Annotated in this window: 13 protein-coding genes; 5 read left to right on the top strand and 8 right to left on the bottom strand. The window is 69.6% G+C overall.

Annotated features, from left to right (window positions below):
- The first annotated feature begins 30 nt into the window (after positions 1-30).
- Positions 31-1,182: an FAD-dependent monooxygenase gene (locus IEY81_RS12595; RefSeq protein WP_189118826.1), complete on the top strand. Its 1,152-nt coding sequence runs from the start codon at positions 31-33 to the stop codon at positions 1,180-1,182.
- On the opposite strand, the gene IEY81_RS12590 is transcribed toward IEY81_RS12595, so the two are convergent.
- From IEY81_RS12590 to IEY81_RS12560, 7 genes are all read right to left on the bottom strand, one after another.
- The gene (locus IEY81_RS12590; RefSeq protein ID WP_189118825.1) at positions 1,179-1,655 is read right to left on the bottom strand and encodes a hypothetical protein; all 477 of its coding nucleotides are present in this window, start codon (positions 1,653-1,655) and stop codon (positions 1,179-1,181) included. The two genes, IEY81_RS12595 and IEY81_RS12590, sit on opposite strands and share 4 nt — an antisense overlap.
- 47 nt (positions 1,656-1,702) lie before the next feature.
- Complete coding sequence (gene cysC / locus IEY81_RS12585) at positions 1,703-2,890, bottom strand: adenylyl-sulfate kinase (RefSeq protein WP_189118824.1); 1,188 nt, start codon at positions 2,888-2,890, stop codon at positions 1,703-1,705.
- Between the two features lie 183 nt (positions 2,891-3,073).
- Complete coding sequence (locus tag IEY81_RS12580; RefSeq protein ID WP_229787794.1) at positions 3,074-4,324, bottom strand: sulfate adenylyltransferase subunit 1; 1,251 nt, start codon at positions 4,322-4,324, stop codon at positions 3,074-3,076.
- Positions 4,324-5,238: a sulfate adenylyltransferase subunit CysD gene (cysD, locus tag IEY81_RS12575; RefSeq protein ID WP_189118823.1), complete on the bottom strand. Its 915-nt coding sequence runs from the start codon at positions 5,236-5,238 to the stop codon at positions 4,324-4,326. The genes IEY81_RS12580 and cysD overlap by 1 nt, the downstream gene beginning before the upstream one ends.
- A gap of 160 nt (positions 5,239-5,398) precedes the next feature.
- A complete protein-coding gene (locus IEY81_RS12570; protein WP_189118822.1) occupies positions 5,399-6,202 on the bottom strand; it encodes an SDR family NAD(P)-dependent oxidoreductase in 804 nt (267 codons plus the stop codon).
- A 39-nt stretch (positions 6,203-6,241) separates the two neighbouring features.
- On the bottom strand, positions 6,242-7,006 hold the full coding sequence (locus tag IEY81_RS12565) for a HipA N-terminal domain-containing protein (protein WP_189118821.1): 765 nt from the start codon (positions 7,004-7,006) through the stop codon (positions 6,242-6,244).
- 7 nt (positions 7,007-7,013) lie between these two features.
- Positions 7,014-7,292 carry a helix-turn-helix transcriptional regulator gene (locus IEY81_RS12560; RefSeq protein ID WP_229787792.1) on the bottom strand — a complete coding sequence of 93 codons (279 nt, stop codon included), beginning with the start codon at positions 7,290-7,292 and terminating at the stop codon, positions 7,014-7,016.
- A 90-nt stretch (positions 7,293-7,382) separates the two neighbouring features.
- Between IEY81_RS12560 and IEY81_RS12555 the strand changes: the two genes are divergently transcribed.
- Both IEY81_RS12555 and IEY81_RS12550 read left to right on the top strand, forming a co-directional pair.
- Entirely contained in the window at positions 7,383-8,549 is a 1,167-nt protein-coding gene (locus IEY81_RS12555; protein ID WP_189118820.1) for a nucleotide sugar dehydrogenase, read from the top strand.
- A 126-nt stretch (positions 8,550-8,675) separates the two neighbouring features.
- Entirely contained in the window at positions 8,676-9,062 is a 387-nt protein-coding gene (locus IEY81_RS12550) for a phosphomannose isomerase type II C-terminal cupin domain (protein ID WP_229787790.1), read from the top strand.
- A 31-nt stretch (positions 9,063-9,093) separates the two neighbouring features.
- Here the strand turns inward: IEY81_RS12550 and rfbA are convergent, their stop codons facing one another.
- The gene (gene rfbA / locus IEY81_RS12545; protein WP_189118819.1) at positions 9,094-9,966 is read right to left on the bottom strand and encodes a glucose-1-phosphate thymidylyltransferase RfbA; all 873 of its coding nucleotides are present in this window, start codon (positions 9,964-9,966) and stop codon (positions 9,094-9,096) included.
- A 100-nt stretch (positions 9,967-10,066) separates the two neighbouring features.
- Between rfbA and rfbB the strand changes: the two genes are divergently transcribed.
- Both rfbB and IEY81_RS12535 read left to right on the top strand, forming a co-directional pair.
- On the top strand, positions 10,067-11,056 hold the full coding sequence (rfbB, locus tag IEY81_RS12540; protein WP_444544153.1) for a dTDP-glucose 4,6-dehydratase: 990 nt from the start codon (positions 10,067-10,069) through the stop codon (positions 11,054-11,056).
- 5 nt (positions 11,057-11,061) lie between these two features.
- Positions 11,062-12,441, top strand: a complete 1,380-nt coding sequence (locus IEY81_RS12535; RefSeq protein ID WP_229787786.1) for a sugar nucleotide-binding protein — start codon at positions 11,062-11,064, stop codon at positions 12,439-12,441.
- Positions 12,442-12,523: the final 82 nt, after the last annotated feature.

The raw sequence follows: 12,523 nt of genomic DNA, 5'->3' as shown, positions 1-12,523 counted from the left end.
GTTGACCTAGCCGAGAGCAAGGAGTGCATCATGTCCACCATCACCACTGATGTCCTCGTCGCCGGCGCTGGCCCCACCGGGCTGGCGGTGGCGGCCACGCTGGCCGCGGCCGGCCTCGACGTCACCGTCATCGACAACCAGGCCACCGGGGACAACACCTCCCGCGCCGCCGTCGTCCACGCCCGCACCCTCGAGGTCCTCGCCGATCTCGGCGTCTCCTCGCGGCTCGTCGACGAGGGGATCGAAGCACCGCGGTTCACCATCCGTGACCGCGACAAGGTCCTGGTGCCGATCCGCTTCGACGGTCTCCCCACCGCCTTCCCCTACGCGCTCATGGTCTCCCAGGCGGTCACCGAGCGCGTCCTCCTCGAGCGCCTCACCGAGCTCGGCGGCCACGTCCGCCGACCCCTCACCCTCGTCGACCTCACCCAGGACGACGACGGCGTCACCGCCACCACCGGGGACGGCACCGAGATCCGCGCCCGTTACCTCGTCGGTGCCGATGGCATGCACTCCACCGTGCGCGAGCGCGCGGGCATCGGCTTCCCGGGCGGGAAGTACGCCGAGTCGTTCAGCCTCGCCGACGTACGCATCGAGGGCGACCTGCCGCACGACGAGGTCATCCTCTATTTCTCGCCGGAGGGCACCCTGGTCTCCGCGCCGCTGCCGGACGGCTCCTTCCGCTTCGTCGCCCCGGTCGAGGACGCCCCGGCCGACCCCGATATCTCCTACGTCCAGGGCCTGGTCGACCGCCGCGGCGGTACGAAGGGGCCGGTCAAGGTCACCGAGGTCGTGTGGGGGTCGCGGTTCCGGGTGCATCACCGGGTGGCCGACACCTACCGCGCCGGCCGGGTGCTGATCGCCGGCGACGCCGCCCACGTGCACAGCCCGGCCGGAGGCCAGGGCATGAACACCGGCCTCCAGGACGCCGTCGTCCTCGGCGCGGCCCTGGTCGCCGTCATCACGACGGGTGACGAGGAAGCGCTCGACGACTACGCCGCCCGCCGACGCCCGGTCGCCGAGAAGGTCATCGCGCTCTCCGACCGGCTGACCCGGTTCGGCATCGCGCGGGGAGCCCGCCGGAGCGTACGCAACCTGGCGCTCTCCACGCTCGCCCGGCTCCCGCGCTTCCGCCGCGCGCTGGCCTGGCGGCTCTCCGGCCTCGTCTACCGCGACCGCTAGACCCGGCGGTCCCGAAGGGCGCGGAGTGCTGAGTCGATCGAGCCGCCGGACGGGACGACGCTCACCGACCGCACCCCGTCGGAGATGTAGATGCCTCGACGGTAGATCGGGAGAGGTGCGATGCTCAGGATGTCCTGGCGGCCGACGACCACGAGCGCCGTGTCGACCTCGGCATCCGCGCGGTCGACGTGCCAGCGCGGCGCGGTGTCGCGGTGGCCCCAGATCTCGAAGCGATCCGGCCGCACGAGCACCGCGAACACGTCGTTCCTACCCAGTCGGCGCGAGCTGGCCCGTGCGCGTCTCGCGGCCTTCCGAACGTCCACGGACCCGAAGCTGTAGACGATCCACGAGTCCGGCGCGTCGACGTCGAGCACGAAGTCGAGCGACGACGACAGCGTGCGGCGCGCCGCCAGGACCCCGGTGACCAGCATCGGCACGCCGAGGACGAGAGCGATGAGACCGGCGTCGTTCACTGCCCAAGCGTGACAGGTCGCGTGCGGTCATAGAAGCGAACGGTCGCTCAGAGGTCGAGGTAGCCCGCCTCGCGCAGGCCCTCGATGACGTCGTCGAGCGCGTCGTCGATCGAGCGGCCGGTGGTGTCGACGCGTACGTCGGCGTCGGCCGGCTCCTCGTAGGGCGAGGAGATCCCGGTGAACTCGGGGATCTCGCCGCGGCGGGCCTTCGCGTAGAGCCCCTTGCGGTCGCGCCGCTCGCACTCCTCCAGCGGCGTGGCCACATGAACCAGGAAGAAGGCGCCGCCGGCGTCGTCGACGTAGCGGCGTACGTCCTGGCGGGTCGAGTCGAACGGCGCGATCGGGGAGCAGACCGCGAGGCCGCCGTGGCGGGAGATCTCCGCGGCCACCCAGCCGATGCGACGGATGTTGGTCTCCCGGTCCTCCTTGGAGAAGGTCAGCCCGGCCGACAGGTTGCGGCGCACCACGTCGCCGTCGAGCGAGGTGACCGTACGCGCGCCCTGCTCGAGGATCCGGTCCATCAGCGCACGGGCGAGCGTCGACTTGCCGGAGCCGGAGAGCCCGGTGAAGAAGACGACCAGGCCCTGCTCCGCGGGCGCGGGCTGGTCGCGGTCGATGACCGCGGCGATGGCGTCGGGGTAGTCGTCGGAGTCCGCCGCCAGCGCGTGCACCTCGTCCTCACCCGCGTACGCAGCCACGACCGCCACGCCGAGGGCGTGGTCGGCCTCGGGGTCGTCGTGGGCGGCCAGCGGGACCGCGACGACCGCGGCGTCGGGCAGTGTGTCGGCGGCCAGCAGGGTGGCGCGCAGCAGCGCGACGGGGGAGAGCGAAGGCGTACCGTGGCCGACGAGGGCGAGCAGCAGCACCGGGCCCAGCGCCGCGATCTCGTCGATCTCGGTGGTGGTGAGTGCGTCGGCGACCGGGACGACCGTCCGCCCGGCGTACTCCGTCCGGGTCTGCTCCGGCGTGAGGTAGAGCCGCCGGAAGGGACCGTAGGCGGGGGAGGAGAGGCCGGTGACCTCGCCGGCGGGCCAGGTGACGCGGGCCAGCGGAAGGCCCTCGGGATCGACGATCTCCACCGAGCCGTCCACCGTCGCCGCCGAAGCGACTGCATCGGGCAGGGCGAGCGTCAGCGGGGAGCCGGGAGCGTTCAGCGGGCCCGGGAGGGCGCCGGAGACGATCAGCTCGATGTCGTCGAGCTCGCGGGGGGACGGGGAGTGTTGCGGCACAGGCACGTCCCGCACTCTAACGTCGGCGGGGAGGAGGGCTGGAACTGCTCTCGCGGGTTGTCGGGGCGGGGGGAAATTCCCGCCATGGCGGGAAAATGCCCCCGCCCCACCCACCGCGACAACCCGCCCACCACAACGAAAGCGGCGACCCCCGACAGGGAGCCGCCGCTTCGTACGAGCTTGAGCGAGTCAGTCGTTGATCATGCCTGCACCGACGGTGACGCCGGTGGCCTCGTCGATGAGGATGAAGGAGCCGGTGGTGCGGTTCTTCGAGTAGGGGTCGCACAGCAGCGGCTTGGTGGTGCGCAGCTGGACGCGGCCGATCTCGTTGAGGCCGAGCTCCTTGGTGTCGAGGTCGCGGTGGAGAGAGTTGACGTCCAGGCGGTACTGGATGTCCTTGACCAGCGCGCGCGCCGAGTTGGAGGTGTGCTTGATGGCCAGCTTCTGCCGCGGACGCAGCGGAGCGTTGGTCATCCAGCAGATCATCGCGTCGATGTCCTGGCTGGGCTCCGGAGCGTTCTTGATCCGGGAGATCATGTCCCCACGGCTGACGTCGACGTCGTCCTCGAGCCGCACCGTGACCGACATCGGCGGGAACGCCTCGGGGATCTCCTTGTCGAAGAGATCGATCGCGGCGATCTTCGACGTCATGCCGGAGGGAAGGACCATGACCTCGTCGCCCGGCTTGAGTACGCCACCGGCGACCTGACCCGCGTAGCCGCGGTAGTCGTGGTGCTCGTCGGACTTCGGGCGCACGACGTACTGCACCGGGAAGCGCACGTCGACCAGGTCGCGGTCGGAGGCGACGTGGACGTGCTCGAGGTGGTGGATCAGGGTCGGGCCGGAGTACCAGTCCATGTTGGTGGACCGGGTCACCACGTTGTCGCCCTGGAGCGCCGAGATCGGGATGATCTCGAGGTCGGGGATGTTGAGCTTGGTCGCGAACGCGGTGAACTCGGCCGAGATCTGCTTGTAGACGTCGGCGGAGTAGTCCACGAGGTCCATCTTGTTGATGCACAGCACCAGGTGGGGCACGCGCAGCAGCGAGAGGAGCACCGCGTGGCGGCGCGACTGCTCGGTCAGCCCGTGACGCGCGTCGACCAGGACGAGCCCGAGATCGGCCGTCGAGGCACCGGTGACCATGTTGCGCGTGTACTGCACGTGGCCAGGGGTGTCGGCGATGATGAACTTGCGGTTGGGCGTCGCGAAGTAGCGGTAGGCCACGTCGATGGTGATGCCCTGCTCGCGCTCGGAGCGCAGGCCGTCGGTCAGCAGCGAGAGGTCCACGTAGCCGTGGCCCTTGTCCTGCGAGGTCTTCTCGACCGACTCGAGCTGGTCGTTGAAGATCGACTTCGAGTCGAACAGCAGCCGCCCGATGAGGGTGGACTTGCCGTCGTCGACGGAGCCCGCGGTGGCGAACCGCAGAAGGTCCATGTCCATCAGAAGTAGCCTTCCTTCTTGCGGTCCTCCATGGCGGCCTCGGAGAACCGGTCGTCACCGCGGGTCGCACCACGCTCGGTGACCCGGGCGGCGGCGACCTCCTCGATGATCTCGGGGATGGTGGCGGCGGTCGACTCGACGCAGCCGGTCAGGGTCATGTCACCGCAGGTGCGGTAGCGGACCGTGCGCTCGGTGACGACCTCGCCCTCGCGCAGGGGGTTGAACGGCGTCTCGGTCAGCAGCAGACCGTCGCGCTCGAAGACCCGGCGCTGGTGGGCGAAGTAGACCGACGGGATCTCGATGCCCTCGCGGCCGATGTAGTCCCAGATGTCCAGCTCGGTCCAGTTGGAGATCGGGAAGACCCGCATGTGCTCGCCCTCGTGGAGGCGGCCGTTGTAGAGAGACCAGAGCTCGGGGCGCTGGTTCTTCGGGTCCCACTGGCCGAACTCGTCGCGGTGGGAGTAGACGCGCTCCTTGGCGCGGGCCTTCTCCTCGTCGCGGCGACCGCCACCGAAGGCGGCGGTGAAACCGTTCTCCTCGATCGCGTTGAGCAGCGTCGGCGTCTGGAGCCGGTTGCGCGAGGTCTTGCCGTCGTCGACGACGATGCCACGCTCGATGGCGTCGTCGATGCTCGCGATCACCAGGCGTACGCCCAGACGGCTGACCCAGCGGTCACGGGTCTCGGCGACCTCGGGGAAGTCGAGTCCGTTGTCGATCTGAAGGACCGGGAAGGGGATCTTGGCGGGGAAGAAGGCCTTCTCCGCCAGTCGCAGCATCACGATGCTGTCCTTGCCGCCCGAGAACATCAGGACGGGCTTCTCGAACTCAGCCGCGGCCTCGCGGAAGATGTGGATCGACTCGGCTTCCAGCTGGTCGAGCTGGCTGAGCCGGTAGTCGGCGTGTGTTGCAGTCATTACGGAACCAGAGGACCTCTCCGTCAGGTTGAGGCGCCCATGCTAGTGGCGGCTTCCACGGCACGGCGAAATGTCCCATCCCCGCCTGGGCTGGAATCCGAGTGTACGCAGACCGGCCGAGGCGCCCTGGCAGGCTCATCGAACGCTGAGACGCCGCCCGTCACTTCTTGTAGAACATGGTGCCGACCTGCAGGTCGGAGGCCTTCTGGGCAACCCGGAAGCTGAGCCGCCGCATCACGTCGAAGGCGTGAGCGTCCTTCCCGACCACGACCCGCTGCTTCCCCCTCAGCGTCGCCTCGACCATCCGCTTCGCGACACCCTCGGGCTTCGCCGCGAAGGCCTTGGTGAGCTTCTCGGAGACGCCCAGGTCGGCCGAGGTGCCGCGCACCAGGTTGGTCCAGACGGTGCCTGGGAGCACGGTGGTGACGGTGACGTTGCTGGTGCGCCGCAGGTCCTGGGCCATCCCGTAGCCGAACAGGGCGAGCGCCGCCTTCGAGGCGCCGTAGACCGCTGCGCCCGGGAACGGCGCGATCGCGGAGAGGCTCGAGGTCATCATGATCACCGCCTCGGGCCGCTCCAGCAGGTGGGGCAGGAACGCCCGGGTCAGCCACACCGCGCCGAAGAAGTTGACCCGCATCAGGACCTCGATGCGCTCGTCGGTGATCTCGGCCGTCGTCTCCGGCCGCTGGGCGATGCCGGCGACGTTGAAGAGCCCGTCGACCTTCCCGTACGCAGCGACCACCGATGCCGCGAACGAGGTCACGCTCGCCTGGTCGGCGATGTCGAGCACCCGGCCCTGGAACCGTGCCGGGTCCTCGGCGGCGGCCGCGGTCTCGGCCAGACCCGGCTCGTCGAGGTCCGCGCCGATGACCGACGCGCCGCGGCGGACCAGCTCCAGGGCGACGCTGCGGCCGATGCCGTTGCCGGCTCCGGTGACGACGAACACGTTGCCTGCGACCTGCATCGGGAACTCCTGGGGTGGCGGGCCTGGCAGCGTACCGGGCTACAAAGGGGCCGGCGCGACCCGGGAGCCGGCGAGCAGGAACGACGAGCCGGCCTCGGGGCCTCGCCGGATCGTCTCGGCATGGATGCGCTGTCCACCGAGGCGGTCCCAGCGCTCGACGACGAGCGCCGGCTGCCCGCCGATGGTGACCAGCTCGGTGCGGGCAGCCGGGACGCCGCGGGCGCGGGCCCGGTCCAGCTCGGCGATCCGCTCGGCCGCAGCCTCGGGCGTGGTCGGGCGCAGGATGTGGGTCGAGGGGTGCTCGTAGGTCGGCCAGAACCACTTCCCGGAAGCCCGGCGCAGCGTGAACTTCCCCGAGCGGCCGCCCAAAGAGAACCGCGGCCGGGCCCGCTGGTCGAGCCACGAGGTGGGCTGGTTGCGCAGCGCGGCGAGCCGGGTGGCGATGTCGTGGGTGGTGGCCTCGACCGGGCTGGGAGCGCGTCGCCAGGGCAGGTCGGGATCGGCGGACAGACTGATCGCGCCGGCGAGGTCGTCGCCATAGGAGGCGAGCAGCGTCATCGGCTCGATGTCCGGCAGCCCACGCTCTCGGGCCCATCTGCGGCGTACGTCCTCCCGGGTGGGCAGGAGACCGTCCAACCAGGCGTACGCAGCGCCCGGCTGTGCCGGGCGGGCACGGGGGAGCGCGAGCGAGACGGGGGTCGGGCCGGCGTCGGGTGCGTACTCGAAGTCGACCTCTTCTCGGCGAGGACCGGCGACGAAGGTGCCGACGTGCCGACGGCCGGCGAAGGCGTACAGCCGCCTCACGGTTGCCTCATAGATGCCGCGCCAGGACGGCGTCGAGGTCGACGTCCTCCAGCGGTGGCGCGATCGGCGAGAGCTGGGTGGGATAGAGGTAGACGTCGAGGGCCTCGAGGAGGGCGAGCGCCTTGCCGAGCTCGGCGCGCGGGTGTCCGGACTCGACGTCGACCACGAACCGCCTGCCCACGCCTGCCCGGTGGGCGAGGTCGCTCTGGGTGAGCCCGGCGCGCTGCCGCGCCGAACGGACCATCGACCCGAAGGCGGCCGGAGAGGTCAGGTACGGCGACGGCACGATGAACACTCTACGCGATGTTCCCGTACGGGAACATGGTCCTGGGAAGTTGCTGACATCGGCCTCAAACCGCCGCTTACAGTGCCGAACATGAAGATCACCGTTGTCGGCGTGGGCTACGTCGGGATGTCGCTCGCGGTCCTGCTCGCCCAGAAGCACGACGTCGTCGTCCTGGACATCAGCCAGGAGCGCGTCGACCTGGTCAACTCCGCCAGGACGCCGATCGAGGACGCCGAGATCACTCGCTTCCTGGCCACCGAGGAGCTCGGCCTGCGCGCGACCCTCGACAAGGAGGACGCCTACGCCGGCGCCGACTACGTCATCATCGCGACCCCGACGAACTACGACGAGGCCTCGAACTACTTCGACACCTCCAGCGTCGACGGCGTGATCGCCGACGCGGTGACGTACGCCCCGGGCGCGGCGATCGTGGTGAAGTCGACGATCCCGGTCGGCTACATCACGGCCAAGCGCGCCGAGCATCCCGACGCGACGCTCTTCTTCAGTCCCGAGTTCCTCCGTGAGGGCCGGGCGCTCCACGACAACCTGCACCCCTCGCGCATCGTGGTCGGCGACGACTCCCCGGCCGCGAAGGGCTTCGCCGAGCTGCTGATCGAGGGCTCGCTCGACCCGGACGTGCCCGTGCTGATGACCGGCGCCACCGAGGCCGAGGCGATCAAGCTCTTCGCCAACACCTACCTCGCCCTGCGGGTCGCCTACTTCAACGAGCTCGACACCTACGCCGCCACCCACGGCCTCAACACGACCCAGATCATCGAGGGCGTCGGCCTGGACCCGCGGATCGGTCGCCACTACAACAACCCGAGCTTCGGCTACGGCGGCTACTGCCTGCCCAAGGACACCCGGCAGCTGCAGGCCAACTACCAGGACGTCCCGCAGAACCTCATCTCGGCGATCGTCGAGGCCAACACCACGCGCAAGGACTTCGTCGCCGCCGACATCCTGCGGCGCGAGCCCAAGGTGGTCGGCGTCTACCGGCTGATCATGAAGTCCGGCTCCGACAACTTCCGCGACTCCTCCGTGCAGGGCGTGATGAAGCGGATCAAGGCCAAGGGTGTCGAGGTGGTCATCTACGAGCCCGAGCTCGACGAAGCCACCTTCTTCAACTCCGAGATCATCAAGGACCTCGCCGAGTTCAAGGCCCGCGCCGACGTGATCATCGCCAACCGGCGCACCGACGTCCTCGCCGACGTCGCCGACAAGGTCTACACGCGCGACATCTACGGGCGCGACTGAGCCGGCACTGCCGTCGTTCTGCACCACTCGGTTACTGGTCAGTAACCGAGTGGTGAACATTGACTGGCAATGAACCGCGAGCCGCTGCGTACAGTTATGGTCGCGTCTTCTGCTCAGTGTCTAGGAATGAGGGCAAACATCATGGCTGGTGACTCCGAGACCCGCCCTTGGGGTTCGTGGCACGTCATCGACGTGGGTCCGGGCTACAAGGTCAAGCGGATCGAGGTGCTGCCCCACAGCCGCCTCTCCTACCAGACCCACACCCACCGTTCCGAGCACTGGGTCGTCATCTACGGCAAGGCGACCTGCATCATCGACGGCGTCACCACCGTCGCCGGCCCGGGGGAGTCCGTCGACGTCGCCGTCGGCCAGGCCCACCGGATCTGCAACGAGACCGACGAGCCGCTCTCGATCATCGAGGTCCAGCGCGGCGGCTACACCGGCGAGGACGACATCGTGCGCCTCGAGGACGACTTCGGGCGGGCCGAGCAGAAGGTCGTCGCGGAGGCCTGAGGCCGGGCTCGAGGCGAGGCCAGGCGTTACATCAGGCCAGCAGGCCGAGCAGATACTTCCCGTAGCCGCTCTTCAGCAGCGGCTGGGCGAGCTCGGAGAGCTCCTCGTCGGAGAGCCAGCCCTGACGCCAGGCGACCTCCTCGGGGGCACCGATCTTGGTGCCCTGGCGGTGCTCGATCGCGCGGATGAAGTTGGCGGCCTCGTTGAGGTCCTCGAGAGTGCCGGTGTCGAGCCAGGCGGTGCCGCGCGGCAGCACCTCGACCTGCAGGGTGCCGGCCTCGAGATAGATCCGGTTGAGATCGGTGATCTCCAGCTCGCCGCGCGCCGATGGGGTCAGGTTGCGGGCGTGATCGATGACCGAGCTGTCGTAGAAGTAGAGGCCGGGGACGGCGTACGGGCTCTTCGGCATCGTAGGCTTCTCCTCCAGGGAGATCGCCCGGAAGGAGTCGTCGAACTCGACCACGCCGTAGGCGCGCGGGTCGGCGACGCGGTAGCCGAAGACGGCGCCGCCGGTGATCTTCTCGAAGCGGGCCAGCTGGGTGCCGAGGCCGGGGCCGTAGAAGATGTTGTCGCCCAGGACGAGGCCCACGCCGTCGTCGGACTCGTCGAGGAAGCCGACGTCGGCGCCGATGGTGAAGGCCTGGGCGAGGCCGTCGGGGGAGGGCTGCTCGGCGTAGCTGATGTTCACGCCGAGATGGCTGCCGTCGCCCAGCAGCCGGTGGAAGGCGGAGGCCTCGTGGGGCGTGGTGATCACCAGGATGTCTCGGATCCCGGCCAGCATCAGCGTGGTCAGCGGGTAGTAGATCATCGGCTTGTCGTAGATCGGCATCAGCTGCTTGCTGATCGCGAGCGTGATCGGATGCAGACGTGAGCCGGTGCCGCCGGCAAGGATGATGCCTTTCATGGTGCACCGATCCTACGGATGTTCACCGTACGTTATGGGTAACTTGCCGGGGCGAGGCGACGGCCCGGCGGTTAATTCTGCCTACGATGACCCGGTGCAGATTCTTGTGACCGGCGGTGCCGGGTTCATCGGCTCCAACTTCGTCCACCACCTCGTGGCCAACACCGATGCGTACGTCACGGTGCTCGACAAGCTGACCTACGCCTCGTCCGAGGCGTCGCTGCGGGGGCTTCCGGAGGACCGGGTGCGGCTGGTCGTCGGCGACATCGCCGACGCCGCGGTCGTCGAGCCGCTGGTGGCGGAGTCGGACGCGGTCGTGCACTACGCGGCCGAGTCCCACAACGACAACTCGCTCTCCGACCCGGCGCCGTTCGTGCAGACCAACATCGTCGGCACCTTCGTGCTCCTCGAGGCGGTCCGTCGCCATGACGTCAGGTTCCATCACGTCTCCACCGACGAGGTCTACGGCGACCTCGACCTCGACGACCTGAAGCGCTTCACCGAGGACACCCCCTACCAGCCGTCCTCGCCCTACTCCGCCTCCAAGGCCGGCTCCGACCACCTCGTCCGCGCCTGGGTGCGCTCCTTCGGCGTGCGCGCGACGATCTCCAACTGCTCCAACAACTACGGCCCCTGGCAGCACGTGGAGAAGTTCATCCCGCGCCAGATCACCGAGGTCATCGAGGGCCGCCGCCCGCGCGTCTACGGCGACGGGCTCAACGTCCGCGACTGGATCCACACCGACGACCACTCCTCGGCCGTCTGGGCGATCCTGTCGCACGGTCGGATCGGGGAGACCTACCTGATCGGCGCCGACGGGGAGAAGTCCAACGTCGACGTCGTCCGCGCGATCCTGCGCCACTTCGGCCGTCCCGAGGACGACATCGAGTGGGTCACCGACCGCGCGGGCCACGACCGCCGCTACGCCATCGAGTCCGGCAAGCTGCGCAGCGAGCTCGGCTGGGAGCCGAAGTATCAGGACTTCGACAAGGGCCTGGCCGCGACCATCGCCTGGTACCAGGAGAACGCGGCCTGGTGGTCGCCGATGAAGCACGAGACCGAAGCCAAGTACGCAGCGAAGGGGCAGTGACACCGGTGGAGCTTCGCATCGAGGAGACGCCGATCCCGGGCCTGCTGGTCGCCCACCTGCCGGTGCACGGCGATGCCCGCGGCTGGTTCAAGGAGAACTGGCAGCGCGCCAAGATGACCGAGCTCGGCCTGCCCGACTTCGGTCCGGTGCAGAACAACATGTCCTTCAATGCCTCCCGCGGCGCCACCCGGGGCATTCACACCGAGCCGTGGGACAAGTTCGTATCGGTCGCCTGCGGGCGGGTCTTCGCGGCCTGGGTCGACATGCGCGAGGGCGACTCCTTCGGCGCCACCTTCTGGGTCGAGATCGGCCCGGAGACCGCGGTCTTCGTCCCGCGCGGGGTCGGCAACTCCTACCAGGCGCTCGAGGACGGCACCGTCTACTCCTACCTGGTCAACGACCACTGGCGACCCGGCTTCGCCTACCCGGCGCTCAACCTCGCCGACGAGACCGCCGCGATCCCGTGGCCGATCCCGCTGGACTCCGCGGAGATCTCCGAGAAGGACCTGGCCAACCCGCGGCTGGGCGAGGTCGCCCCGATGAAGCCGAAGAAGACGCTGATCCTCGGCGCCAACGGCCAGCTCGGCCGGGCGCTGGCGGCCGGCTTCCCCGAGGCGGAGGCGGTCGGCCGCGACGAGCTGGACATCTGCGACGAGAAGTCGGTCGCGGCCTGGCCGTGGAACGACTACCAGGTCGTCCTCAACGCCGCCGCCTACACCGCGGTCGACGAGGCCGAGACCCCCGAGGGGCGCCGCGCGGCCTGGGCCGCCAACGCCACCGCGCCGGCGCTGCTCGCCCGGGCCGCGACCGATCACCGGCTGACCCTGGTGCACTACTCCAGCGAGTACGTCTTCGACGGCACCGCCGCCGAGCACACCGAGACCGAGCCGGTCTCCCCGCTCGGGGTCTACGCGCAGACCAAGGCCGCCGGTGACATCGCCGTCGCCGGCACCCCGCGCCACTACATCCTGCGCACCTCCTGGGTCGTCGGCGACGGCAAGAACTTCGTCCGCACCATGGCCGCGCTCGCCGAGAAGGGCGTCTCGCCCACCGTGGTCGACGACCAGATCGGCCGGCTCACCTTCACCGACACGCTCGCCGCAGCCACCGCTCACCTGCTGCGGTCCGGGGCTGCGTACGGGGTCTACAACTGCACCAACGCCGGCGACCCGTGCTCGTGGCGCGACATCGCCGCCGAGGTCTTCGCCCTCTCCGGCCGCGACCGCGCCGACGTCGCCGCCACCTCCACCGAGGCGTACTTCGCCGGCAAGCAGAACATCGCCCCCCGCCCGCTCAGCTCGGTGATGTCCCTCGACAAGCTCACCGCCACCGGCTTCACCCCCGACGACCACCTCGACGCCCTCCGCCGCCACCTCACCCCCTGACCGCCGAGTCGGCGCATCTGCCCCGCCCCAGAACGTCGAGTCGGCGCGTTTGCTCCGGCTGAGGGCGTCGAGTCGGCGCGTT

This window comes from Nocardioides luteus (genome assembly GCF_014648595.1).
In the GTDB taxonomy this organism is placed as follows: Bacteria; Actinomycetota; Actinomycetes; order Propionibacteriales; family Nocardioidaceae; genus Nocardioides; species Nocardioides luteus.
This window is presented reverse-complemented; position numbering and strand designations above follow the sequence as displayed.